This is a genomic window from Klebsiella sp. OBRC7, assembly GCF_000293135.1.
Taxonomy (GTDB): domain Bacteria; phylum Pseudomonadota; class Gammaproteobacteria; order Enterobacterales; family Enterobacteriaceae; genus Klebsiella; species Klebsiella michiganensis.
Genome location: NZ_ALNJ01000019.1, coordinates 203,848 through 229,244 on the forward strand (window position 1 = coordinate 203,848; position 25,397 = coordinate 229,244).

At 54.8% G+C, this 25,397-nt stretch carries 22 protein-coding genes and 1 pseudogene; 12 read left to right on the forward strand and 11 right to left on the reverse strand.

The window, feature by feature from the left end; translation table 11 throughout:
* Positions 1 to 71 precede the first annotated feature (71 nt).
* Positions 72 to 1,001, forward strand: a complete 930-nt coding sequence (gene aaeR, locus HMPREF1144_RS04065; RefSeq protein ID WP_004854659.1) for an HTH-type transcriptional activator AaeR — start codon at positions 72 to 74, stop codon at positions 999 to 1,001.
* On the opposite strand, the gene fucR is transcribed toward aaeR, so the two are convergent.
* From fucR to csrD, 9 genes are all read right to left on the reverse strand, one after another.
* Positions 998 to 1,744 carry an L-fucose operon activator gene (gene fucR / locus HMPREF1144_RS04070; RefSeq protein ID WP_004854663.1) on the reverse strand — a complete coding sequence of 249 codons (747 nt, stop codon included), beginning with the start codon at positions 1,742 to 1,744 and terminating at the stop codon, positions 998 to 1,000. The two genes, aaeR and fucR, sit on opposite strands and share 4 nt — an antisense overlap.
* Before the next feature lie 58 nt (positions 1,745 to 1,802).
* The gene (gene tldD / locus HMPREF1144_RS04075) at positions 1,803 to 3,248 is read right to left on the reverse strand and encodes a metalloprotease TldD (protein ID WP_004854666.1); all 1,446 of its coding nucleotides are present in this window, start codon (positions 3,246 to 3,248) and stop codon (positions 1,803 to 1,805) included.
* An 88-nt stretch (positions 3,249 to 3,336) separates the two neighbouring features.
* Positions 3,337 to 7,134, reverse strand: a complete 3,798-nt coding sequence (yhdP, locus tag HMPREF1144_RS04080; RefSeq protein WP_009651883.1) for an AsmA2 domain-containing protein YhdP — start codon at positions 7,132 to 7,134, stop codon at positions 3,337 to 3,339.
* 79 nt (positions 7,135 to 7,213) lie between these two features.
* Positions 7,214 to 8,683: a ribonuclease G gene (gene rng / locus HMPREF1144_RS04085; protein ID WP_004125826.1), complete on the reverse strand. Its 1,470-nt coding sequence runs from the start codon at positions 8,681 to 8,683 to the stop codon at positions 7,214 to 7,216.
* 2 nt (positions 8,684 to 8,685) lie between these two features.
* Positions 8,686 to 9,267: a Maf family protein gene (locus tag HMPREF1144_RS04090; protein WP_004854676.1), complete on the reverse strand. Its 582-nt coding sequence runs from the start codon at positions 9,265 to 9,267 to the stop codon at positions 8,686 to 8,688.
* A 7-nt stretch (positions 9,268 to 9,274) separates the two neighbouring features.
* Positions 9,275 to 9,763: a rod shape-determining protein MreD gene (gene mreD / locus HMPREF1144_RS04095; protein WP_004125830.1), complete on the reverse strand. Its 489-nt coding sequence runs from the start codon at positions 9,761 to 9,763 to the stop codon at positions 9,275 to 9,277.
* Positions 9,763 to 10,749 carry a rod shape-determining protein MreC gene (gene mreC, locus HMPREF1144_RS04100; RefSeq protein ID WP_004106252.1) on the reverse strand — a complete coding sequence of 329 codons (987 nt, stop codon included), beginning with the start codon at positions 10,747 to 10,749 and terminating at the stop codon, positions 9,763 to 9,765. Before mreC ends, mreD begins: the two co-directional genes overlap by 1 nt.
* A 70-nt stretch (positions 10,750 to 10,819) precedes the next feature.
* Positions 10,820 to 11,863, reverse strand: a complete 1,044-nt coding sequence (gene mreB / locus HMPREF1144_RS04105; RefSeq protein WP_002918653.1) for a rod shape-determining protein MreB — start codon at positions 11,861 to 11,863, stop codon at positions 10,820 to 10,822.
* 305 nt (positions 11,864 to 12,168) lie between these two features.
* Positions 12,169 to 14,109: an RNase E specificity factor CsrD gene (gene csrD, locus HMPREF1144_RS04110; protein WP_004854683.1), complete on the reverse strand. Its 1,941-nt coding sequence runs from the start codon at positions 14,107 to 14,109 to the stop codon at positions 12,169 to 12,171.
* Between the two features lie 219 nt (positions 14,110 to 14,328).
* Between csrD and HMPREF1144_RS04115 the strand changes: the two genes are divergently transcribed.
* The 11 genes from HMPREF1144_RS04115 to fis all read left to right on the forward strand — a co-directional run bounded on the left by HMPREF1144_RS04115 (position 14,329) and on the right by fis (position 24,387).
* The gene (locus tag HMPREF1144_RS04115) at positions 14,329 to 15,303 is read left to right on the forward strand and encodes an MDR family oxidoreductase (RefSeq protein WP_009651912.1); all 975 of its coding nucleotides are present in this window, start codon (positions 14,329 to 14,331) and stop codon (positions 15,301 to 15,303) included.
* A 77-nt stretch (positions 15,304 to 15,380) separates the two neighbouring features.
* On the forward strand, positions 15,381 to 16,382 hold the full coding sequence (gene msrP / locus HMPREF1144_RS04120) for a protein-methionine-sulfoxide reductase catalytic subunit MsrP (RefSeq protein ID WP_009651866.1): 1,002 nt from the start codon (positions 15,381 to 15,383) through the stop codon (positions 16,380 to 16,382).
* Positions 16,382 to 16,981 (forward strand): protein-methionine-sulfoxide reductase heme-binding subunit MsrQ, encoded by a 600-nt coding sequence (gene msrQ, locus HMPREF1144_RS04125; RefSeq protein ID WP_009651843.1) that lies wholly within the window; start codon positions 16,382 to 16,384, stop codon positions 16,979 to 16,981. The genes msrP and msrQ overlap by 1 nt, the downstream gene beginning before the upstream one ends.
* A gap of 393 nt (positions 16,982 to 17,374) precedes the next feature.
* Positions 17,375 to 17,848, forward strand: a complete 474-nt coding sequence (accB, locus tag HMPREF1144_RS04130; protein ID WP_004125844.1) for an acetyl-CoA carboxylase biotin carboxyl carrier protein — start codon at positions 17,375 to 17,377, stop codon at positions 17,846 to 17,848.
* Between the two features lie 10 nt (positions 17,849 to 17,858).
* Positions 17,859 to 19,208 carry an acetyl-CoA carboxylase biotin carboxylase subunit gene (gene accC / locus HMPREF1144_RS04135; protein ID WP_004125846.1) on the forward strand — a complete coding sequence of 450 codons (1,350 nt, stop codon included), beginning with the start codon at positions 17,859 to 17,861 and terminating at the stop codon, positions 19,206 to 19,208.
* 110 nt (positions 19,209 to 19,318) lie between these two features.
* Positions 19,319 to 19,561 (forward strand): YhdT family protein, encoded by a 243-nt coding sequence (locus HMPREF1144_RS04140; RefSeq protein WP_004125848.1) that lies wholly within the window; start codon positions 19,319 to 19,321, stop codon positions 19,559 to 19,561.
* The gene (panF, locus tag HMPREF1144_RS04145; protein ID WP_004854703.1) at positions 19,551 to 21,002 is read left to right on the forward strand and encodes a sodium/pantothenate symporter; all 1,452 of its coding nucleotides are present in this window, start codon (positions 19,551 to 19,553) and stop codon (positions 21,000 to 21,002) included. The genes HMPREF1144_RS04140 and panF overlap by 11 nt, the downstream gene beginning before the upstream one ends.
* An 11-nt stretch (positions 21,003 to 21,013) precedes the next feature.
* On the forward strand, positions 21,014 to 21,895 hold the full coding sequence (prmA, locus tag HMPREF1144_RS04150; RefSeq protein ID WP_009651893.1) for a 50S ribosomal protein L11 methyltransferase: 882 nt from the start codon (positions 21,014 to 21,016) through the stop codon (positions 21,893 to 21,895).
* A 136-nt stretch (positions 21,896 to 22,031) separates the two neighbouring features.
* Positions 22,032 to 22,772, forward strand: coding sequence for a carbonic anhydrase (locus HMPREF1144_RS04155; protein WP_004854712.1), 741 nt, complete (start codon positions 22,032 to 22,034; stop codon positions 22,770 to 22,772).
* A 328-nt stretch (positions 22,773 to 23,100) separates the two neighbouring features.
* Complete coding sequence (gene dusB, locus HMPREF1144_RS04160) at positions 23,101 to 24,066, forward strand: tRNA dihydrouridine synthase DusB (protein ID WP_024360647.1); 966 nt, start codon at positions 23,101 to 23,103, stop codon at positions 24,064 to 24,066.
* Between the two features lie 24 nt (positions 24,067 to 24,090).
* Complete coding sequence (gene fis, locus HMPREF1144_RS04165) at positions 24,091 to 24,387, forward strand: DNA-binding transcriptional regulator Fis (protein ID WP_000462905.1); 297 nt, start codon at positions 24,091 to 24,093, stop codon at positions 24,385 to 24,387.
* 73 nt (positions 24,388 to 24,460) lie between these two features.
* Here fis and envR read toward each other — a convergent pair whose 3' ends face one another.
* Together envR and HMPREF1144_RS32835 are read right to left on the reverse strand one after the other, a co-directional pair.
* A complete protein-coding gene (envR, locus tag HMPREF1144_RS04170) occupies positions 24,461 to 25,111 on the reverse strand; it encodes an acrEF/envCD operon transcriptional regulator (protein WP_042926975.1) in 651 nt (216 codons plus the stop codon).
* Between the two features lie 133 nt (positions 25,112 to 25,244).
* Positions 25,245 to 25,397, reverse strand: a pseudogene (locus HMPREF1144_RS32835) (IS5/IS1182 family transposase); the annotation flags it as partial.

Sequence of the window (25,397 nt, forward strand, 5' to 3'; positions counted from 1 at the left end):
ATATAGTAACGTAACAATTGCGGTCTTATCTATAATGTGTGATCTAAATCACTTTTAAGCCAGAGTGAATAATGGAACGATTAAAACGCATGTCCGTTTTTGCCAGAGTGGTCGAATTAGGTTCATTCACCGCCGCGGCCCGCCAGCTCCAGATGAGCGTTTCTTCCATCAGCCAGACGGTAGCCAAACTGGAAGATGAACTGCAGGTTAAGCTACTCAACCGCAGTACGCGCAGCCTTGGCTTAACAGAAGCGGGAAAAATATATTATCAAGGCTGTCGGCGAATGCTGTTCGAAGTCCAGGATGTCCATGAGCAGCTGTACGCGTTTAACAATACGCCCATCGGTACGCTGCGCATCGGCTGTTCTTCAACTATGGCACAGAATGTCCTGGCTCGCATAACCGCCGATATGCTCAAAGAGCATCCGGGTCTCTCAATCAATCTGGTCACAGGCATTCCCGCACCGGACCTGATTGCGGACGGCCTGGATGTGGTTATTCGCGTGGGAGCGCTGCAGGATTCCAGCCTCTTTTCCCGCCGCCTGGGCTCCATGCCGATGGTGCTCTGCGCGGCAAAAAGCTACCTTCAGCACGCCGGATGTCCGGAAAAACCGGCGGATCTCGCCAGCCACTCGTGGCTGGAATACAGCGTCCGGCCGGATAACGAATTTGAAATCATCGCTCCGGAAGGGATTTCAACCAAGCTGATCCCTCAGGGCAGATTCGTCACCAACGATCCGATGACGCTGGTGCGCTGGCTGACGGCAGGCGTCGGCGTGGCTTACGTTCCGCTGATGTGGGCGATCGAAGAGATCAACCGCGGCGAACTGGAGATCCTGCTGCCGAGCTACCAGTCCGATCCGCGACCGGTATACGCGCTGTATACCGAGAAAGATAAGCTGCCGCTGAAGGTACAGGTATGCATTAATTACCTGACTGAGTATTTCGTCGGGGTGGCGAAGATTTACCAGGGGATGCACGGCCGGGGGATTGCCCGCTAGCGGCCCGAGCCCGCCACTGAGGGTAAAAACAGATTATCGGACCCGGCATCGGAAATAATCTGCGTTACGTCGCGGAGATTGCCGATACGCACCTCGCCGGAACGATCAAATTTGCTCTTATCGATTAATAATAGCGACTGTGCCGCTCGTTTCAGAAGCAGCGATTTGTAGGCGGCATTATTGGCGCTGGAATCCCAGAGTACGCCATCGTTATCGATCCCCTCGCAGGAAAAAATAAACAGATCGATCTCCAGCGATTTAACCTGAGAGAACAGCGCCGGATTAACGTAATAACCATACTGACGCAGGAGCTGGCCCCCGGCGCTGATCAGCTGGATCCGCTCACGGCGGCCCAGCTCTACGCAGACCGGATGGCTATTGGTAAATACCGTCAGGGTCATATTCGGTAGCTGACGCGCCAGAAACCAGCAGGTTGAGCTGGCATCCAGCGCGATCGTCATCCCTTCATCAATCCACGCCAGCGCCGTACGCGCGATATCAGATTTATGGGCATAATGGCTTTTCACGCGGCTATGAAAAGGCTTCTCGCCGTTGTGATTGTTACGCTGGAGAACGCGCGCCTGCCCGTGGCTACGCTGAAGACGCCCCTGCTTCTGCAGCTCGCTCAAATCGCGACGAATGGTCTCGATACTGACCTGCAGCAGATGGGACAACGCTTCGGTGGTTAAGGTGTGATGCTGGTTGAGTAGTTCGACTATCTGCTGCTGACGCGCGGCTTTCATCGCGACTCCGCGGAGGTGATTTGCGCTTTCGCCGCGGGCGAAAGCGCATTGAGAAGTATCAGGCGGTACCGCCGACGGTGAGTTTATCCACTTTGAGCGTTGGCTGACCGACGCCAACCGGTACGCTCTGGCCCTCTTTGCCGCAAACGCCGACGCCGCTGTCCAGCTTCAGATCGTTCCCCACCATCGAAATCTGCTGCATCGCTTCAATACCTGAACCGATAAGCGTCGCGCCCTTCACCGCTTTGGTCACTTTACCTTTTTCAATCAGGTAGGCTTCAGACGTGGAGAAGACAAATTTCCCGGAGGTGATATCCACCTGACCGCCGCCGAAGTTCGGCGCGTAGATGCCGTAATCGACCGATTCGATAATCTCCTGCGGCGTAGATTTCCCCGCCAGCATGTAGGTGTTGGTCATACGCGGCATAGGCAGGTGCGCGTAGGATTCGCGACGACCGTTACCGGTTGGCGCCACGCCCATCAGCCTGGCGTTGAGCTTGTCCTGCATATAGCCTTTGAGAATGCCGTTTTCGATCAAAACGTTATACTGGCCCGGCGTGCCTTCATCATCAATGGCAAGGGAGCCGCGACGGTGAGCAATGGTGCCATCATCCACTACGGTGCACAGCTCAGAGGCCACCAGTTCGCCCATATGGCCGCTGAATACCGACGTCCCGCGACGGTTAAAGTCACCTTCCAGGCCGTGACCGACGGCTTCATGCAGCAGGACGCCAGGCCAGCCCGCGCCCAGCACAACCGGCAGCATCCCGGCAGGCGCCGCGACGGCGGTCAGGTTGACCAGCGCCATACGCACGGCTTCTCTCGCCCAAACATCCGCGCGAACGTCGCCATCCTGCGAGTCCAGGAAATAGTCGTAGCCAAAGCGGCCGCCGCCGCCGCTGGCGCCGCGCTCGCGTTTGCCATCCTCTTCCACCAGCACGCTGACGGAAAGGCGAACCAGCGGGCGAACGTCCGCCGCCAGCGTGCCGTCGGTGGCGGCGACAAGAATTAACTCGTAGACGCCGGTCAGGCTGGCGGAAACTTCCTGCACCCGCTTATCGGCCGCGCGGGCGGTTTTATCCACCCGGCGCAAAATATCCAGCTTCTCTTCCCGGCTCATACTTTGCAGCGGATCGATGCTGGTATAGAGGGAACGATGCTCCACCCCGCCAAGGGTATGCACTTTACCATCCCCATGGTCGCGTACAATGGTGCGGGCCGCCTGTGCGCTCTGTTCCAGCGCCAGTCGACTAATCTGGTCAGCATAGGCAAAGCCGGTTTTTTCCCCGCTCACCGCGCGGACGCCAACGCCCTGGTCGATATTGTACGAACCATCTTTAATGATGCTGTCTTCAAGAACCCAGGACTCGTGATAGCTCGACTGAAAATAGAGATCGCCGTAATCCAGACGGCGCTCGGCCAGCTGGCCAAGAATGGTAAACAGATCCTGATGATTCAGGCCGTTTGCCGACAGTAATTGTTCACTTACCAGGTTCAGACTCATCGTTTTGCTACTCGTTTGTTGCCGCCTCAGGGGCGGAAATAAAAAAGGCTATCTATTGAGAGTGCGGTAATTACGCACAATCGTCAAATCATTGCTTTTTGTCGCTCCGCGCCTGGCGCAGCACTTCGTTAATTTGCGGCTGATCGATAGGACCGGTGATGCGATAGCGCAAAATAGAGACCTTGTTCCACAGCGGCCCCAGTACCTTACTGGCAGCAAAGACCGCGGCGCCGATAATCGGGTTAACGGCAAAGGCCGCGGCGACGCCCACGGTCGCAGAAATCTCCGGCGCGACCACGGCCTGCATATCCAGCTGACGACGCACGAGATCCACCGACCCCTTCATGGCGATATCCGCTTCCAGACCATCGACCAGCGTATCGTCGGTATGCAGAACGCCGTCTTTAATCCACGCCGTACTGCGAATGGAATCAAAGTAGAACCCTTCGCTGAACGTATCGCTAAAGTCGAAGCGCAGCTTGCGCAGCAGCGCGTCAACGCTCAACAATCGCAGAAGCTGGCCGGCATGACCGGTGCTGAGGTCGGTAAACTCGCCTTTTCCAAGACGGCTTTTGAGGATCCCGTTAAGCGAGGCAACGTCGGGCTGCCACGGCGGCGCACGCCAGTGCAGGTCATAATCGATATCAAACGACGAACCTTTTACCGGCGTGGAGACGCCGAAGAAGTTCACGAAATCGTCGGTTTTATTGCCGTGCAGCTTACCTTTCAAAGAGGTTCGTACGCCCGCCGGCGCGCTCACCCATACGCCATCGGTCGTCAGACGGCCAAAACCGGTATCGACCAGTCCGTTCGCCAGCGTCAGGGTATCGCCGCGAATATCAAAATCCCCTTCGATACGGCCATATTTTTGCCCCCACAGCCAGCACTCGGCGCAGCGAAGCTGAAGGTCCGGCCAGCCGTGGAAATCAATGTTGGTATCGGCCAGCGGGGCGCTGCTTTTTTCTGTCCCGCGGCTTTTCGCCGCCGTTGGGTTGTAGTAGAGATAGCGAATGGCCGCCAGCCACGGGGCGTTCTTCCGCATCGTCAGGGTTGCGTTGACTTCACGCCCCTGGGCTTCAATCTTCGTTCCCCCGGCATCGGGCCGGGAGACAAGGCTAACGTTATTCCAGCTCTGGCCCGCCATCGTTAACGCCGGCGTTCGCAGCGTGACCTGTTCCGGGAAGACGAGATTACTGCTGACGTCATTCGCCGCTCCGCCCTGGAACAGCGCCAGCCACTGCGCGCCATCCATCGGCGGCATATTCAGCTCCACGCCTGGCTGCTCGGGAAGCGGAGAAACGGCTTTACTGTCCGTGGTTAAAATAGCGCGGTCCAGGGTGAGCTTATGACCCAGCAGCCAGCGGCTATTAATATGATTCTTCGCCCCCATGGAACCGGCCAGATTAAAACTGCTTAAGCCGCCATCAACCTTAATTTTTACCGGCAACGGCTCCCCGGCCTGCTTATCTAACGGCGCAGGTAAGTGACTACTTACACTCTTCAGGTCAGCGTTGAGGTCAACCTTATAGGCCGCGCTACCGCGATACGGAAGCTCAATCGCGACTTTTCCGTCCCAGGGCACGCTGCCGCTCAGGGTGCCATCCAGGGATTTCGGCAATAAACCGGTACGCGCAGGCTGCCAGCTGGCGTTCATCCCGACGTTCACGAGAAATGCTTTCGCGCCTTCGGTGGTCGAGAAATCAAGATTCAGCGGCTGATTAAACCAGCTCGCGCTCATCGGTTCGCTTTTCAGGTCGCCGTTTACAAAGCTGAATTTACCGCTCAGGTTCTGCAATGTGGTATCAATAGGCTTGATAAACAAGCTGTTATTGTTCAACCGGACATCACCTTTAGCGGTGGTCATCTCGCCATCCAGGGGGATATCAAGATGTAAGCGAGCGCTAACATTACCGTCCAGCTGGAGCTCATCCAGCGCCGCGCCCAGCGTCTCTTTCAGCGGCGTCTCGTTAAAATAAGGGCCAACCTCTTTACCCGGGCCGTTAACGTCGGCATCAATCAGCAGCTTTTCTCGCGAATAGTCGGGAATCACCGCATCAAGATTGCTGGCGGTCACGTTGCCGAGCATCGCCTTATCGGCCTTCATCCATAGCCCATCATTGATAAAATTAAGGTCGATATTAAGCCCGGTAAGCGCGGGCCAGTCAGGCTGAAAGGCAAAGGTGGCGTTCTTGAGCGGCACCGTGACCTGGAATTGCCCCTCATTATGCTTGTACGGGAAAAGATGCGGGTTACCGCCATAGGCCAGCGTAGCATCGGTGGCCTGACCGCCTTTAATGGCTCCGCTGAGGTAATCCACCAGCGCTTTGCCCATCAGATTTTCCGGGAAGTAGCGCCAGGCCTGTCCGCCATCGTTGGTACTGATACCGGCCAGAATACCGAGCCAGGGTTCGTCGCCCTGCGGTTGCAGATAGCGGAACCCACCGCGGGCACGAACGCCGGTAGCCTGTACGTCAATATCGCGACCATCGAGCATAAAACCCTTGTCATTCTTCACCCAACTGAGGGTTGCATCGCCTTTGGCGATCTCCAGCGGCGCACGAAAGACCGTTTCATAGGGCATTTTCGCCTGCGTCATGCTGGCATGCAGAGTACCGTTTTCTACGCTCCCGGCAATGTTGCCGGAAAAATGCTCAGCCCCTGGCAGCAGCTTCCACTGCTTCCAGGACATGTCGCTCCAGTCCGCCCGGAAGCGCGTTTTTTCCGCCATTTGCAACGGAATATCCAGCGCCAGAAGATTGATTTTGCCGTCAGGCTGCGTCGTACGCCAGATTTCGCCCAGCGATGGAGCCAGTTTATCCGCCATCGGCTGCAGTCCGGTCAAACCGCTAAGGTTAAGGTTGCTGGCGCGAATGCGCAGCTCATCGCTGCGTTGACCATTTTTTCCGCCCACATCCTGAGCCGGGATCCACGCCATCGACAGCGCGCCGCGCGGCCAGGGTTTGTCATCCATCGAGATGCGCGTATCAGGGATGTGAAAGCCCCAGCTTTGATTATCGCGATAGATGTGCGCCGTCAGATTATCAACCGACAGATGGTGCTTCTCTTTATCGCCCTGCCAGCTGGCGCCGCCTTTTTTGAGCCATACATCGCCGCTGGCGACATCGCCTTTGTCGATAGTCATCCAGCCTTCCAGGCTAAACCGCGCGCTCTGCAGGGCGATGTTGTCCTGCATCCAGCGCCCAAGCCACGGCTTAACGTCGATATCATCCGCCTGAAGCCAGACGCGCCCCTTATTGAGCAGGCCGTCTTCATCGCGCAGGTCCATTCGCACCTGCATCACGCCGTGCTGGCCGGTCAGGCTGCTGAGGCTAAGCTGCCCCTCCGCGCGATGGCGATTTTTACCGTTCAGCCAGGTAAGCTGCGGAATGGTGAGCTCCGCACGCTGGCCGGAGATGGTCAGAAAGCTCAGATGGCTATCGCGAAGAATAAAATGATCGAACTGGCGGAGGAAAAGATCGCTGATACGGTCGGTTTTCAGCCCTTCACCGCTATTATTCGTTTGAATGGGGGTATTGGTATGAACCTGCAGCTGCCAGAAGGTCAGATCGCGAAACTGCCAGCGCATATGCAGCAGGCTTTGCCAGACGTCGAGCGCCAGGGTGACGCGTTTAGCGGAAAGCTCGCCGCCATCATTCAGGCCGGCCTTAACATCGCGGACATCAAGCGTCGGGCCAAAAGTCTGCCAACTGGCGACAATATTTGAAGCATCGACCGGTACGCCGGCCATCGCGGAGACTTTTTCCAGCACCTGCGGACGCCAGCTGTTTAACTGCGGCAGAACGAGACGCAGACCGCTCACCAGCAGTGCGACGACAACAATCAATGTTGCCACGGTGAGCAGTAATATCCCGGGCAGTCGCCTCACGCATCTCTCCTTGTCAGCCTGTTACGCGTCATCCTTTTGCCCGCCTCTTTATCCCGACATCAGCAAGCAAAACGGATGATTACATCATTACTACATCAAACTGCTCTTGATTATAGAGCGGTTCAATTTGCACTTTGACCTGCTTACCGACAAAGATCTCGACTTCTGCCAGCGCGTGCGACTCTTCCCCTTTCAGCGTTTCCGCTACCGCAGGAGAAGCATAGACCAGGAACCGGTCGGAATCGTAGGCATGGTGCACGCGCACGATTTCGCGCATGATTTCATAGCACACCGTTTCCACCGTTTTCACCGTACCGCGACCGTGGCAGGTAGGGCACTCATTACACAGCACATGCTCCACGCTTTCGCGAGTACGCTTGCGGGTCATCTCTACCAGCCCAAGCTGGGAGAAGCCGTTGATGCTGGTTTTAACCCGGTCTTTGCTCAGCGCCTGCTCAAGAGAGTGCAGCACCCGACGGCGGTGATCTTCATTATTCATATCAATGAAATCGATGATGATAATCCCACCGAGATTGCGCAGCCGCAGCTGGCGGGCAATCGCCTGGGTCGCCTCAATATTGGTATTAAAGATAGTATCGTCAAGATTACGGTGACCGACGAATGCCCCGGTGTTGATATCAACGGTGGTCATCGCTTCCGTTTGGTCAATGATCAGATAGCCGCCTGATTTCAGTTCAACTTTGCGTTCCAGAGCGCGCTGGATTTCATTTTCCACGTCAAAGAGATCGAAAATCGGCTGACGGCCGCTGTAGTGCTCCAGCTTGCTGGTCATCTCCGGAATATATTCGGCGGTAAACTCCAGCAGCGATTCGTAAGTCAGACGGGAGTCAACGCGAATCCGGTCAAGATGCGCATCGGCGAAATCACGCAGCACGCGCTGCGCCAGCGCCAGTTCGCCGTACATTTGATATCGGGTCTGCTGGCGCTTTTTGCGTTCCATCACTTTTGTCCAGACGCGCTTGAGATAGGCGGCATCAGCAGCCATCTCCTGCTCATGAACGCCTTCCGCCGCGGTACGGATAATGAATCCGCCCTGCTCGTCACAGTATTCAGAGACCACTTTTTTCAGGCGTTCACGTTCCGCTTCGCTTTCAATACGCTGAGAGACGCCGACGTGCGAAGCGCCGGGCATAAAGACCAGATAGCGAGAGGGTATGGTGATATCGGTGGTCAGGCGGGCGCCTTTGGTACCGAGGGGGTCTTTCACCACCTGCACCATTAAATCCTGCCCCTGGCGCACCAGCTCGGAGATATCGCGGACGGCGAACTGTTTTTGCTCTTCGCCCGCCACGCACTCGGTGTGCGGCATAATATCGGAAGCGTGCAGAAACGCGGCCTTATCCAGACCAATATCTACAAAAGCCGCCTGCATTCCTGGCAGCACCCGACTGACACGACCCTTGTAGATATTGCCTACTATTCCGCGTCGCGCTTCACGCTCAATATGAATTTCCTGAAGAATACCGCCATCAATATAAGCGACGCGCGTTTCTGATGGCGTTACGTTAACTAATAATTCAGCAGTCATCATTATCCCTTTTCTTCACGCAGTGAGTTAAAGTTACTTAGCAACTCATACGTTTCCACCAGCGGTAAGCCAACGACGGCGTGATAGCTGCCATTTATCTTCCTGACGAAACAGCCACCCAACCCCTGAATACCGTATGCACCTGCTTTATCTAAAGGTTCGCCGCTGGCGACATAATCGGCGATATCCTGCCCTGAGAGCACGCGGAAAGTGACCTCCGTGACCACCAGGCAATCCAGCGTCTGCCGCTTATCAGCCAGCGCCACGGCGGTCATCACCTGATGAGTCTTTCCGGAAAGCATGCGTAGCATCTCGGCGGCGTGCCCGCCATCGCGCGGTTTTTCCAGCACTTCACCGTTAAGGATGACAATGGTATCCGCGCCTAAAACCGGGAGATCGCGCGGTGCCAGCGCGACGCCAGCCAGGGCCTTTTCGCGCGCCAGCCGGACCACATACTGCTGGGCGCTCTCCTGCGGGCGACGCTGTTCCTCAATACCGGGAACCACGCGCTCAAAAGCGAGGCCAAGCTGTGTCAGCAGTTCCTGCCGACGCGGAGAACCTGAAGCAAGATACAGAGTCGTCATATCAACCTTATTGCACTGCAAACTGCTGGCGCACTTTACGCATCAGCAGGAAAATCCATGGCCAGAGCACACCGTTTACTACACTACTCCAGAACACTTCCGGACGGAAAGAGACGTTGATCACTAAAAACTCTGCCCAGAAAACAATGATATCCACGGAGAGGGATAACATGACCACCACCAGCGCCTGTTGCCAAAGCGCCAGGTTGCGGAACAGTTGATACTTCAGCGCAACCAGATAAGCCACAATACTTAATGATAGTGCGCGAACGCCAAGCGTCGACCCGCTGATGAGATCGAGGATTGCGCCCATCACAAAGCCTGTGCCAACGTTAACCCGGTGGGGTAGCGCGAGGATCCAGTACAACAGGATAAGCAATACCCAGTTTGGCCGGTAGACGCTAATGTCCGCCGGCCAGGGCATAATCTGCAGCAATAGTGCGATAAGAAACGAGAGCCAGATAACCCAGCGTCCCTGGCTACGGTAACTTGCCACTATTGCCCTCCTGCTGGCAGAGGCTGCTGCGGCATACCGGTTGCCGGGGCGGGCATCTGCGGCCCCATCGCATCCGGCGCAGGCAGAACCTGCGGCATCATCTGCATCAGGCGTTCATTCGCTACGCGATGAACCTCTTCCGGCGTCATCGGATTCGCGCCGTTGCGATCGGCTCCCCACAGCAGCAGCAGATAACGCAAGCGCTGCAGACCGGCAGTCGGACGCGCCTGAATCACCGTATACGCACGCTGCGTATCCAGCTTAACGGACGAAACTACCCCGACCGGATACCCTTCAGGGAAGCGGCCGCCGAGACCCGAAGTGACCAGCACGTCGCCGACGCGAATATCGGTATTGGCCGGCAGATGTTCGAGCTGTAAATCGTCAGTACAACCGTTGCCTGCGGCAATGACGCGAATATCGTTACGCAGTACCTGAATCGGTAACGCATGCGTGGCATCGCAAATCAGCAGCACGCGGCTGGTCAGCTTCGCGACCGCGACCACCTGACCCACAACGCCTTTATCGCTGATAACCGGCTGTCCTTCATAAACGCCGTTAACGCTGCCTTTATCGATAACCACCTGATCGCTATAGGGGTCGTTAACCGTTGAGATGACCTGGGTCACCATTTTTTGCTCGTCCTGGCGCAGCGGAGAGCCCAGCAGCTCGCGCAGACGCGCGTTCTCCTGTTTGTACTGACCCAGCATCAGTAAGTCGCTGTTCTTGAGCAGCAACTCCTGACGCAGCGCGCGATTTTCCAGTTCGAGCTGATCGCGGGTGGCCAGCGTTTGCGAAACGCTATCCAGCAATTCCCGGGGACCATTAGAGACAAAGTAGAAAGGGCTGACGGCTGTATCCATGTACGTTCGAATTTGGCTGAACGTACCCAGGCGGCTGTCGGCGATTATCACGCCAAGCGCCACCAAAACCGCCAGAATAAGGCGAATCTGTAGCGACGGGCCACGGCTAAAAATTGGCTTCATAGGCTATGCGTATTCTCGTGTCAGTTAAGATCGGGGCAGCCGTAGGCCAGCTACCCGGATCTCAGGCTGACTACTCTTCGCTGAACAAGTCGCCGCCGTGCATATCGATCATTTCCAGTGCCTTACCGCCGCCACGAGCGACGCAGGTCAGTGGATCTTCTGCAACTACGACAGGGATTCCTGTCTCTTCCATTAACAGACGGTCAAGGTTGCGAAGCAGAGCACCGCCGCCGGTCAGAACCATTCCGCGTTCGGAGATATCGGAAGCCAGTTCCGGCGGGCACTGTTCCAGCGCGACCATCACCGCGCTGACGATGCCGGTCAACGGCTCCTGCAGCGCTTCGAGGATTTCGTTAGAGTTCAGCGTAAAGCCGCGCGGCACGCCTTCAGCAAGGTTACGCCCGCGAACTTCGATTTCGCGAACTTCATCACCCGGATAAGCGGAACCGATTTCGTGCTTAATGCGTTCTGCGGTCGCTTCGCCGATCAGGGAGCCATAGTTACGACGGACATAATTAATGACGGCTTCGTCAAAACGGTCGCCGCCGATACGTACGGAGGAGGAGTAAACCACACCGTTCAGCGAGATGACCGCCACTTCAGTGGTACCGCCGCCGATATCCACAACCATTGAACCGGTTGCTTCGGAGACCGGCAGGCCTGCGCCGATCGCAGCCGCCATTGGCTCTTCAATCAGGAAGACTTCACGGGCGCCAGCGCCCTGTGCGGACTCACGAATCGCGCGACGTTCAACCTGGGTCGCACCAACCGGCACGCAAACCAGCACGCGCGGGCTCGGACGCATAAAGCTATTGCTGTGCACCTGTTTAATAAAGTGCTGGAGCATTTTTTCGGTAACGAAGAAGTCGGCGATGACGCCGTCTTTCATTGGGCGAATAGCTGCAATGTTGCCCGGTGTACGCCCAAGCATCTGCTTCGCTTCATGACCCACAGCGGCGACGCTTTTCGGCGATCCGGCACGATCCTGACGAATGGCCACAACGGAAGGCTCATTCAATACGATGCCTTGTCCTTTTACATAAATCAGGGTATTCGCGGTACCCAGGTCAATGGACAGGTCATTGGAAAACATGCCACGAAATTTTTTTAACATACTAAGGGATAATCCTGAAAGCTGGGGCGGAAAACAAAATCCGCTTACTTTACCAACCACGCGCAGCAGCGACAAGGCGCAAAAATCATCTGCTGCGGTGAAAATTAGTGCAGTTCGTTACCTTTGTTACAAATTTGACTGAGTCCGTCCAACGCAGAAATCTTCAGCAGCGCTCCGCGCTTGAATCTGCAACCTGTCAAAGGTCATTCACTGGCATTTACATTGCGACAATCCGGCAGGTAGACAAGCACACCCCCATCACTATGGCGCGCATTATTCTACGTGAAATCACGCTAAACGGCAGATCAAACAGAGTATCTTTGCGAATATTTTTTCACATTTGTGTCAAGTGGCTGTGAGGCGGCAAAAAATTCCCCCTGACCACCGGTAACACCGCATTGAGACAGCACCTGCCACTCACTTCGGCTAAGCACGCCGGTTGCGAAAACCTGAACCGGCATTCCTTTACAGGCTTCTACCAGGCTCTGCACCAGCAGCTGATTTTCACTGCGTTTTTCTATATTGCGCGATAACCCCGAATGCAGCTTAATCACTTCAACATCGAGCTGCTTGATCCAGCTGGTTCCAACCAGCGTCAAACCGGCCTGAACCACGGCAATTCGAATACCTAAAGCGTTAACCAACCGCATAACCGGCTGCAGGCGGCCGATATATTGACAAACATCCGCCTCTGCAAGTTCAAAAATAATACGTCGACGGTGCGATTTTTCGCATTGCATCAAAGTATCGCGCAGCCAGCGCTGGAATCGAGGGCGGATCAAGGACTCGACCGTCACCTGCAGCGCAAGGTTTTCTTCCGGCCAAAAGCCTAAAAACGGCAGCAATCGCGTAATTTGCAAACGGTCATACTCCTCCGCCAGGCCAAACTGCAGCACCATCGGCATATATTCGGCCGCAATCACCTCTTCCTTACCATCATAAAGACGGCACATTAGCTCACGATGATGTACGCGACCATCACGAGTGACGGCTGGTTTCTGGTAAAGTCGCGGGCCGCCGCGGCTAAGCATTTGCTCGATAAGCGTACGCCAGCGCACGTTGCCACGCCCTTTCTCCGGCAGAGAATCGTCATAGACGGCCCAGCTGTTGCTGCCCTGCAGCACCGCATTACGCGTGGCCGCTTCCGCATGCTCCATTACCTGGGCCGCCGTTTGTCCGCTGCGGAAAGCGCAGATCCCGATATGCATCATATCGTCACGATCGAGAATTCGCGTCGGCGGCAGGGCATCCATGGCTTTCAGGAGTAACCCGGCAATGCTGTCCGCCTCTTTCAACGTGCGATGCGGAAGCAGGACGGCAAAATCGCTGCGGTGGTAGCGAGCCAGCAGTGCGCCAGGGTAGCGCATAATAAAAGTGGAAAGCATGTTGATCAGCGTAAAGTAGTGCTCTTCGGTCGCTGCGCGTCCCCAGTTATCGCGCAGCAGGTCGAAATCCGGCAGGCGGATCATCATTACGATGCCGTATGACCCCACTTTCTCCTGATCTTCAAGCAGCGTCGACAGCTGATTATCAAAAAATAATCGGTTACTCAGCCCGGTTTTTGAATCCTGCGCGACATAGGAACGGATCAGGGTATCCATGCGGCTTCGCTGATCGCTGGCGAACTGAAGTTCGGATAGCAGCAAATCCAGCGCGCTACTGGTATTCGCTGGCCACTCGTGTACCGACCCTCGAACCTGCGGTCCGCGTTCGCCATTTAGAATACGCGCAGTGCGAAGTTCCAGTAGCTCCTGGCCCGCCAGCTGGCGACGGATCCAGCGCACGGAAAAAAAGATAATCAGCACCATAAAACCAATGGCAATGGAGAGCGGCGCGGTGATGTGCAGTGAACGGAAGTAACTGGCCATCGGATCCAGGTACACCAGATGGATTGCCATACCGGGCTGCTTGAGCGACGGTACCGTGATATCGCGAAACTGATTGCTGCTACCTAAAGGACGATAGTTATCGGTGCGGGAATGGCTATAGACCGATTTGCCATTAAGCTGAAAGTCAACGCGCGTCGCGTCGATCGGCGTCATCAGCTCATCCATCTGCGGTTCAATCTGGTCAAAAGACATAGAGACCAGACGGTTATCCAGCATGGTCGCCACCGCCTGAACGCGGTTGGTCATTTTTAGCTGAATACCGTTATAAAAACTCAGCGAAGCGCCAATCAGCGTGACAAAGATCGTCAGGCTGGTGAGTAACGTGACAAACGCTGAGAATTTCGTCGTTAATCGCATCCCTGTGTTAACTCCGCGTGTGAATGACTACCCGATAAACATCCGGGCTCCTGTGCTGGCGCCTAAACTAAAGTAAGCACTAACTTTCTAAAGAGCGACGCATACTATCAAAGCTGGCGCATCTGGCAATTTATTGCGTTACGTCGGTGTAATAATGCCGTTAGCGAGTATAGTCTGCAGAAAAAATTTTCCAATCATCCAACCTATGAGGACCGGCGTATGCAGGCTTTAATCTTAGAACAGCAGGATGGCAAAACTCTCTCTTCGGTGCAAACCATTGACGCCAGCCAGCTGCCGCAGGGCGATGTGACAGTGGATATCCACTGGTCCAGCCTGAACTATAAAGATGCGCTGGCCATCACCGGTAAAGGAAAAATTATCCGCAACTTTCCGATGATTCCTGGCATCGATTTTGCCGGTTTTGTCCACAGTAGCGAGGATCCGCGTTTCCACGCCGGCCAGCAGGTGCTGCTGACAGGATGGGGCGTGGGTGAAAACCACTGGGGCGGCCTTGCGGAGCGCGCTTGCGTTAAAGGCGACTGGCTGGTGGCGATGCCGCAAGGCCTGGATGGTCGTAAGGCCATGATCATTGGGACCGCCGGTTTCACCGCGATGCTGTGCGTGATGGCACTGGAAGACGCCGGGGTTCGTCCGGAAGATGGCGAGGTCGTGGTCACCGGGGCCAGCGGCGGCGTCGGCAGCACCGCGGTCGCTTTGCTGCATCATCTCGGGTACAAGGTGGCGGCGGTTTCCGGGCGCGAAAGCACCCATGAATATCTTAAAAACCTCGGCGCGCAGCGCATTCTTAGCCGCGATGAGTTCGCCGAAACCCGCCCGCTGGAAAAACAGCAGTGGGCCGGTGCCGTTGATACCGTTGGCGATAAGGTGCTGGCAAAATTGCTGGCGCAGATGAACTACGGCGGCTGTGTGGCGGCCTGCGGTCTGGCAGGCGGCTTTGCCCTGCCCACGACCGTGATGCCGTTTATTCTGCGTAACGTGCGTCTGCAGGGCGTTGATTCGGTAATGACGCCAGCCGCGCGCCGGGCCGAGGCCTGGCAGCGTCTGGTGCGCGATCTGCCGGAATCCTTCTATGCGCAAAGCGCAACGGAAATCTCCCTCGCCGAAGCCCCTGAATTCGCCGATAAGATCATGACCAATAAGATTCAGGGGCGCACGCTGGTTAAAATCGTCTAATCTGCAATTTTTCGTGACATATTCGCAATAACGCTCCGCCTCCGTCATGCTAAGAAAAACGCACGACGGAGGATGCCATGAAATCCAAAAAACTGACGGAAGCCGACGTAACGGCAGAATCCGTTTTTATGCTGCAGCGTCGCCAGGTCCTGAAAATGCTGGGAATTAGCGCGACCGCCCTTTCCCTCTCCCCCTCCGCCCAAGCTGACCTGCTGGATTGGTTTAAAGGCAACGACCGCCCGCCGGCACCGGCAGGTAAAGCGCTGACGTTCGATAAACCGGCGCAATGGCAAAACACTCTCACGCTCACGCCGGAAGATAAGGTGTCAGGCTACAACAACTTTTATGAGTTCGGCCTGGATAAAGCCGATCCGGCGGCCAATGCCGGAAGCCTGCGCACTGATCCCTGGACGCTGACGATTGGCGGCGAAGTGGCAAAACCCCTTACGCTCGATCATGACGACCTGACCAGCCGATTTCCGCTGGAAGAGCGAATTTACCGGATGCGCTGCGTCGAAGCCTGGTCGATGGTGATTCCCTGGGTCGGCTTCCCGCTGCATAAATTGTTATCGCTGGTCGAGCCCACCAGCAATGCGCGCTACGTCGCGTTTAAAACGCTTTATGCGCCTGAGCAGATGCCGGGTCAAAAAGACCGTTTTATCGGCGGCGGGCTGGCGTATCCCTATGTCGAAGGACTGCGGCTCGACGAGGCCATGCATCCTCTGACGCTGCTTAGCGTAGGCGTGTATGGCAAAGCGCTGCCTCCGCAAAACGGTGCGCCGGTCCGACTCACCGTGCCCTGGAAGTACGGTTTTAAAGGGATTAAGTCTATCGTCAGTATCGAACTGACGCGTGAACGTCCCCCCACGACCTGGAACCTCGCCGGACCTGAGGAGTATGGCTTCTACGCCAACGTCAATCCGCATGTCGATCACCCCCGCTGGTCACAGGCAACTGAGCGCTTTATCGGCGCAGGCGGCGTACTTGACGTCAAACGCCAGCCAACACTGCTCTTCAACGGCTATGCTGACGAAGTAGCATCGCTCTACCGGGGCCTGAATTTGCGGGAGAATTACTAGTGCGGCTGACTGTAAAGCAGATTACCTGGCTGAAAGTGCTTCTCCATCTGGCCGGCTTTTTACCCGTTGTCTGGCTGTTCTGGGCCGGACATCAGGGGTATTTCAGCGCCGACCCGGCAAAGGATATCCAGCACTTTACCGGTAGGATGGCTCTTAAATTCCTGCTGGCTACCTTGCTTGTTTCGCTGCTGGCGCGCTACGCTAAACAGCCGTTATTGATACGCACCCGGCGCTTACTTGGTTTATGGTGCTTTGCCTGGGCTACGCTGCATTTGACCAGCTATACGCTGCTCGAACTTGGGATTAACAATCTGGCGCTATTGGGTACAGAAGTCCTCACCCGCCCTTATCTGACGCTGGGGTTAATCAGCTGGCTGATTTTGCTGGCGCTGGCGGCGACGTCAACGCAAGCGATGCAGCGAAGATTGGGTCGTCGCTGGCAAACATTGCATAACTTCGTCTATGTTGTCGCGATCCTTGCCCCCATTCACTACCTGTGGTCGGTGAAGATTTTATCCCCCCAACCGCTAATTTATGCGCTGCTGGCGATCCTGCTTTTAGCATGGCGATACAAGAAGTTCCGCCAGTGGTGGCGCTAATTCCGGATATGTGCAGTTTCCCGCAGTTCTTTTATCAACCGCCACTCTTTACACGATAGCGGTTGATAATCTTCCCTGATAAGACCAGTATTTAGCTGCCAAATGCTACGAAATCGTTATAATGTGCGACTTCGGTTTTCCTGACGGGCTTTTTGAATCCCGAAAAGGTGACAATCGCGCATCGAAGGTATATTTTGTTTTTTACCCGAGAATGGCAGAAGATAGCCGCATATTGGCTGATAAGTTTCGCTTTTTGCTTTCGAGCATCGGAGGCTTAACCTGTCGGCTTCTGAAGAAGCGCGGCGTCTTGCAACAGCAGTAATTCATATGCTTTACAGACGGTGCTAACACGCCTGTCACAATCACACTAAACAAAGAGTACGGAACCCACTCATGGATATTCGTAAGATTAAAAAACTGATCGAGCTGGTTGAAGAATCAGGCATCTCCGAACTGGAAATTTCTGAAGGCGAAGAGTCTGTACGCATCAGCCGTGCCGCGCCAAACGCAGGTTTCCCGGTGATGCAACAGGCTTACGCCGCACCGATGATGCAGCAACAGCCAGCTCTGTCTAACGCAGTCGCCTCTGCGGCAACGCCAGCAATGGAAGCCCCTGCGGCAGCGGAAATCAGTGGCCACATCGTACGTTCCCCAATGGTTGGTACTTTCTACCGCACCCCGAGCCCGGACGCGAAAGCCTTCATCGAAATCGGTCAGAAAGTTAACGCGGGCGATACCCTGTGCATCGTTGAAGCCATGAAAATGATGAACCAGATCGAAGCCGATAAATCCGGCGTGGTGAAAGCCATTCTGGTCGAAAGTGGTCAACCGGTAGAATTTGACGAGCCACTGGTCGTCATCGAATAACGAGGCGAACATGCTGGATAAAATTGTTATCGCCAACCGCGGCGAGATTGCATTGCGTATCCTGCGTGCCTGTAAAGAACTGGGCATCAAGACCGTTGCTGTGCACTCAACGGCGGATCGCGATTTAAAACACGTATTGTTAGCGGATGAGACGGTCTGTATCGGCCCGGCTCCGTCCGTAAAAAGCTACCTCAATATCCCGGCGATTATCAGCGCTGCTGAAATCACCGGCGCGGTGGCTATTCACCCGGGTTACGGATTCCTGTCCGAAAACGCAAACTTCGCTGAGCAGGTTGAGCGTTCCGGCTTTATCTTTATCGGTCCGAAAGCTGACACAATCCGCCTGATGGGCGACAAAGTATCTGCTATCACCGCGATGAAGAAAGCGGGCGTTCCGACCGTACCGGGCTCTGATGGCCCGCTGGGCGAAGATATGGACGTTAACCGCGCCCATGCAAAACGCATTGGCTACCCGGTGATTATCAAAGCCTCCGGCGGCGGCGGCGGTCGCGGTATGCGCGTTGTGCGCAGCGATGCTGAGCTGGCGCAATCCATCTCCATGACCAAAGCGGAAGCCAAAGCCGCGTTTAACAACGACATGGTGTATATGGAGAAATACCTGGAGAATCCTCGTCACATCGAGATCCAGGTACTGGCTGACGGTCAGGGTAACGCTATCTATCTGGCTGAGCGCGACTGCTCCATGCAGCGTCGTCACCAGAAAGTGGTCGAAGAGGCGCCAGCGCCGGGCATTACGCCGGAACTGCGTCGCTATATCGGCGAGCGTTGCTCCAAAGCGTGCGTCGATATCGGCTATCGCGGCGCGGGTACTTTTGAGTTCCTGTTCGAAAACGGCGAGTTCTATTTCATCGAAATGAACACCCGTATTCAGGTTGAACACCCGGTAACCGAAATGATCACCGGCGTCGACCTGATTAAAGAGCAGCTGCGCATCGCAGCCGGCCAGCCGCTGTCCATCAAGCAGGAAGAAGTTGTGGTTAAAGGCCATGCGGTGGAATGCCGTATCAACGCCGAAGACCCGAACACCTTCCTGCCGAGCCCGGGTAAAATTACCCGCTTCCACGCGCCAGGCGGTTTTGGCGTGCGCTGGGAGTCTCATATCTACGCGGGCTACACCGTGCCTCCGTACTATGACTCAATGATCGGTAAGCTGATCTGCTATGGCGAAAACCGTGATGTCGCGATTGCCCGCATGAAAAATGCGCTGCAGGAGCTGATTATCGATGGCATCAAAACCAACGTTGATCTGCAGATTCGCATCATGAACGACGAGCATTTCCAGAATGGTGGCACCAATATCCACTATCTGGAGAAAAAACTCGGATTGCAGGAGAAGTAATTCTGCCATCGCTGCAAAAGGCCGGATAATCCGGCCTTTTTTCTTTTTCTCTCCTCTCCTCTTTTCCATGCGGTACAATCCCCGCTTTCTTCATCCTCAAGGGACAAAAAATGGACAAACGCTTTGTTCAGGCCCATAAAGAGGCGCGCTGGGCGCTGTGGCTAACCCTTCTCTACCTTGCGGCCTGGCTGGCTGCCGCCTATCTGCCGGGCGTCGGTATTGGCCTAACCGGCCTGCCGCACTGGTTCGAAATGGCCTGCCTGCTGGTACCGCTGGTGTTTATTCTGCTGTGCTGGGCGATGGTAAAAGTTATCTATCGCGATATTCCTCTGGAGGATGACGATGCAGCTTGAAGTCATACTGCCGCTTATCGCCTACCTGCTGGTGGTATTTGCTCTCTCCATCTATGCAATGCGTAAGCGCACAACGGGTTCCTTCCTGAACGAATATTTCCTCGGCAGCCGCTCGATGGGCGGCATTGTATTAGCCATGACGCTTACCGCTACCTATATCAGCGCCAGTTCGTTTATAGGCGGCCCCGGCGCGGCCTATAAATATGGCCTCGGCTGGGTGCTTCTGGCGATGATCCAACTTCCGGCGATCTGGCTTTCGCTGGGGATTTTGGGTAAAAAATTCGCCATTCTGGCGCGCCGCTATAATGCCGTAACCCTGAACGATATGCTCTTTGCCCGCTACCAAAGCCGTCTGCTGGTCTGGCTCGCGAGCCTGAGCCTTCTGGTGGCGTTTGTTGGGGCAATGACGGTGCAGTTCATCGGCGGGGCGCGGTTGCTGGAAACCGCAGCGGGTATTCCCTACGAAACCGGTCTGCTGATTTTTGGCGTGAGTATCGCGCTCTATACCGCGTTCGGCGGTTTTCGTGCCAGCGTCCTCAACGACACGCTCCAGGGAATGGTGATGCTGGTCGGCACTATCGTCCTGCTGGTTGGCGTCGTTCATGCGGCTGGCGGGCTACATAATGCGGTAGACACCCTGCAAACCATCGATCCTAAGCTGGTTTCCCCGCAGGGGGCTGATGACATTCTTTCCCCCACCTTTATGACCTCCTTCTGGGTGCTGGTCTGCTTCGGGGTGATTGGCCTCCCGCACACCGCCGTTCGCTGCATCTCCTATAAAGACAGCAAAGCGGTGCACCGGGGAATTATCATTGGCACCATCGTGGTGGCGATCCTGATGTTTGGGATGCATCTTGCGGGTGCGTTAGGCCGGGCGGTGATCCCGGATCTGACGGTGCCGGATCTGGTCATCCCGACGCTCATGGTGAAAGTATTGCCGCCCTTTGCCGCCGGGATCTTCCTCGCCGCACCGATGGCCGCCATTATGTCGACGATCAACGCCCAGCTGCTGCAAAGTTCCGCTACGATCATTAAAGATCTGTATCTGAATCTGCGCCCCGCGCAGATAACAAATGAAGCCCGGTTGAAGCGGATGTCGGCAACGATCACCTTGCTGCTGGGCGCTTTACTGCTGCTGGCAGCCTGGCGTCCGCCTGAGATGATTATCTGGCTCAACCTGCTGGCGTTCGGCGGCCTGGAGGCCGTGTTCTTATGGCCGCTGGTGCTGGGCCTGTACTGGGAACGCGCGAACGCGAAAGGGGCGTTGAGCGCGATGATCGCCGGCGGCGTACTCTATGCCATACTCGCCACTTTTAATCTGCAGTACCTGGGCTTCCATCCGATAGTGCCCGCGTTGCTGTTAAGCTTATTGGCTTTCCTGGTCGGAAACCGGTTCGGTACCTCCGCCCCGCAAGCCGCCATATTGACTACTGATAAATAAAGAGTTTTGCCATGCCATGGATCCAACTGAAACTGAACACTACCGGCGCGAACGCGGAAGAGCTGAGCGATGCGTTAATGGAAGCGGGTTCCGTTTCCATTACTTTCCAGGATACGCACGACACGCCGGTATTCGAACCTCTGCCGGGCGAAACCCGTCTGTGGGGCGATACTGACGTTATCGGCCTGTTTGACGCCGAGACCGATATGAAAGAAGTGATCGCGGTGCTGGAGCAGAATCCGCTGCTGGGTGCCGGTTTCGTGCATAAAATCGAACAACTGGAAGACAAGGACTGGGAGCGCGAATGGATGGATAACTTCCACCCTATGTGCTTCGGTAAACGCCTGTGGATCTGCCCGAGCTGGCGCGATGTGCCGGATGAAAACGCCGTTAACGTAATGCTCGACCCGGGCCTGGCGTTTGGTACCGGTACGCATCCCACCACGGCGATGTGCCTGCAGTGGCTGGATGGCCTCGATCTCGCGGGCAAAACGATAATCGATTTTGGCTGCGGCTCAGGCATTCTGGCCATTGCGGCATTAAAGCTGGGCGCCGCGAAAGCTATCGGTATTGATATCGACCCGCAGGCCATTCAGGCCAGCCGCGATAATGCCGAGCGTAACGGGGTTTCTGAACGCCTGGAACTCTATCTGCCTAAAGATCAGCCAGAGGCGATGAAAGCCGATGTGGTGGTCGCAAACATTCTGGCTGGCCCATTACGCGAACTGGCTCCGCTTATCAGCGTGCTGCCGGTTACAGGCGGTCTGCTGGGGCTTTCCGGCATCCTTGCCAGCCAGGCGGAAAGCGTTTGTGAAGCGTACGCTGATCTCTTTAACCTCGATCCCGTCGTGGAGAAAGAGGAATGGTGCCGGATCACCGGTTATAAAAAGTAATCTCCCTGTGGCCTCATCGCAGGCCACCGCTTTTCGCGTTTTCTGTACAAAATCATTCGCTCAATGAGAATAAGATGATGCGGTAACGTATTGTAGTTACCAATAAAATCATAAATTTATTCATTGGACGAATGATATGAAAACAACTTTAGGCAAGGCGGCATTACTGGCGTTAAGCATGATGCCCGTGACGGTTTTCGCTTCCCACTGGAGCTATGAAGGCGAAGGTTCGCCGGAACACTGGGGGGCGCTCAATGAGGAGTACAAAACCTGTCAAAATGGTATGAATCAATCCCCTATTAACATCGATACCACGTTTAAGACACACCTTTCACCGCTGGATACGCACTACATCGATGGCCCCATTACGCTCATCAACAATGGTCACACTATCCAGGCGGGGTTAAAGACCACAACAGCGGATACCGTTACGATTGACGGTACGCCATTTACCCTTCAGCAGTTCCATTTTCATGCCCCGAGCGAAAACACCGTTCACGGTAAGCACTATGCGATGGAGATGCATCTGGTACATAAAAGCGCTCAAGGCGCCGTTGCCGTCGTGGCGGTGATGTTCGACCAGGGCGCGGAAAATAGCGAACTGAACAAACTGTGGGCCACCATGCCCGAGAAAGCCGATCAGACGGCTAAAATCGTCACTCAAATGGATCTCAACGCCCTTCTTCCCGCAGACAAGACATACTGGCGTTTCAGCGGCTCCCTGACCACGCCGCCTTGCTCCGAGGGGGTAACCTGGATTGTGCTTAAACATCCCCTGACACTTTCATCAGCGCAGCTGGCAAAATTTAGCCACGCTATGCATCACGATAACAATCGTCCGATACAGCCGCTGAATGGTCGCGTGGTCATAGAATAAACATCAGCTGTGCTTCACGATCATGTTCTGAAATGAGAGCCAACTCACATAAAGCCAAGGTAATTTGCTGATTTCTTCAGCAGATTATCTTGCCCGTTCCCGGTGTCGGGAAGAAAAAATGAGAAGTTAGACAAAATTATAGGTGTAGATAAATTCATCACATGTTTTTAATGCAATGATTTATATAGCTAATTATTCATGCACACTGACCTGCAAGGCGATTCTTTGATCCACCGCAGAGGATTGCTCAAAGTTTGGCCTTTCATCTCGTGCAAAAAATGCGTAATATACGCCGCCTTGCAGTCACAGTATGGTCATTTCTTAACTCATGCGCATCGGACACTACCAGCTCAGGAATCGACTCATCGCAGCGCCTATGGCTGGCATTACTGACAGACCATTCCGCACGTTGTGTTACGAGATGGGGGCAGGATTGACCGTATCCGAGATGATGTCCTCCAACCCGCAGGTTTGGGAGAGCGACAAGTCACGCTTACGGATGGTGCACGTTGATGAGCCCGGTATTCGTACCGTGCAAATCGCCGGTAGCGTACCGGAAGAGATGGCTGCAGCCGCCCGTATTAACGTGGAAAGCGGCGCCCAAATTATTGATATCAATATGGGGTGCCCGGCTAAAAAAGTGAATCGTAAGCTTGCAGGTTCAGCCCTCTTGCAGTACCCCGACCAGGTGAAGTCGATCCTGACGGCGGTCGTCAAAGCAGTGGACGTTCCCGTAACTCTCAAGATTCGCACCGGTTGGGAACCGGAACACCGTAACTGTGTAGAAATTGCCCAACTGGCTGAAGAATGTGGCATTCAGGCTCTGACTATTCACGGACGCACGCGCGCCTGTTTGTTTAACGGAGATGCTGAGTACGACAGTATTCGGGCAGTTAAGCAGAAAGTTTCCATTCCGGTTATCGCGAATGGTGACATTACTGACCCGCTTAAAGCCAGAGCTGTGCTCGACTATACGGGGGCAGATGCCCTTATGATAGGCCGTGCAGCTCAGGGAAGACCCTGGATCTTTCGGGAAATCCAGCACTATCTGGACACTGGAGAGCTGCTGCCGCCGCTGCCGTTGGCAGAGGTTAAGCGCTTGCTTTGTGCACACGTTCGGGAACTGCATGGCTTTTATGGCCAGGCAAAAGGGTACCGAATCGCACGCAAACACGTATCCTGGTATCTGCAGGAACACGCTCCAGATGACCAGTTTCGGCGCACATTCAACGCCATAGAAGATTCCAGCGAACAGCTGGAGGCGTTGGAGGCATACTTCGAAAATTTTGCGTAATAGAAATAAAGAGCTGACAGAACTATGTTCGAACAACGCGTAAATTCTGACGTACTGACCGTTTCTACCGTTAACTCTCAGGATCAGGTAACTCAAAAGCCCCTGCGTGACTCGGTTAAACAGGCACTGAAGAACTATTTTGCTCAACTGAACGGTCAGGATGTTAATGACCTGTATGAGCTGGTACTGGCTGAAGTAGAACAGCCCCTGTTGGACATGGTGATGCAATACACCCGCGGTAACCAGACCCGTGCTGCCCTGATGATGGGCATCAACCGTGGTACTCTGCGTAAAAAATTGAAAAAATACGGCATGAACTGATACTAATCAGTTAAATGTTTGATATAAAAGGCGCTCTTCGGCATGGGGAAGCGCCTTTTTTATTGCATGAATTTTAATGGCTGGCTATCGTCTGCCGCCCGTTAGCCCCGCAAAGGATCGACATAATATTATCAACCAGGGCAGGTGCCTGGCGATACAGATCGAATTGCCCGGGCTCCACCAGCCAGTTTTTAATAATACCGGTAAATGCGCTGTGTAATACAATTAATGAAATTTCAACATTGGTTTCCGCTGGCAATAATCCGTTACGAATACAGAGCTGCAAAATGCTGCGAATAATCGGATAGCTAAAACCAATCCTCTTGCGAATCTCAGCTTCCGGCATCATGTCGCTGGAAAACTCACACTTCTGATACAGAATTTGCATTAACGCACGTTGACGGGGATTATTGGCGATATATTGTAAGCCAATAATAAATTTCTCTCGTAGCGTGCTGAGCGGATCCTGATCGGCTTTAAGGTTAAATTCATGCTGAAGCAGGTCGCGTAGCGGTAGCTGCTGTTGCCACATTTCATTAAATAGCTCCGCTTTGCTTGCAAAGTGCCAGTACACCGCTCCGCGCGTCACGCCAGCAGCATCAGCGATATCGGCTAAGGTCGTGCTGGTCACGCCACGTAAGGCAAACTGCTGAATGGCAGACTCAATCAGAAGCTGCCGCGTCTTTAACGCATCTTCTTTCGTTCTTCTAGGGAAGGTGCGAATAAGCGGGGAAATTCTTCTCGGCTGACTCAGTCATTTCATTTCTTCATGTTTGAGCCGATTTTTTCTCCCGTAAATGCCTTGAATCAGCCTATTTAGACCGTTTCTTCGCCATTTAAGGCGTTATCCCCAGTTTTTAGTGAGATCTCTCCCACTGACGTATCATTTGGTCCACCCGAAACAGGTTGGCCAGGGTGAATAACATCGCCAGTTGGTTATCGTTTTTCAGCAGCCCCTTGTATCTGGCTTTCACGAAGCCGAACTGCCGCTTGATGATGCGAAACGGGTG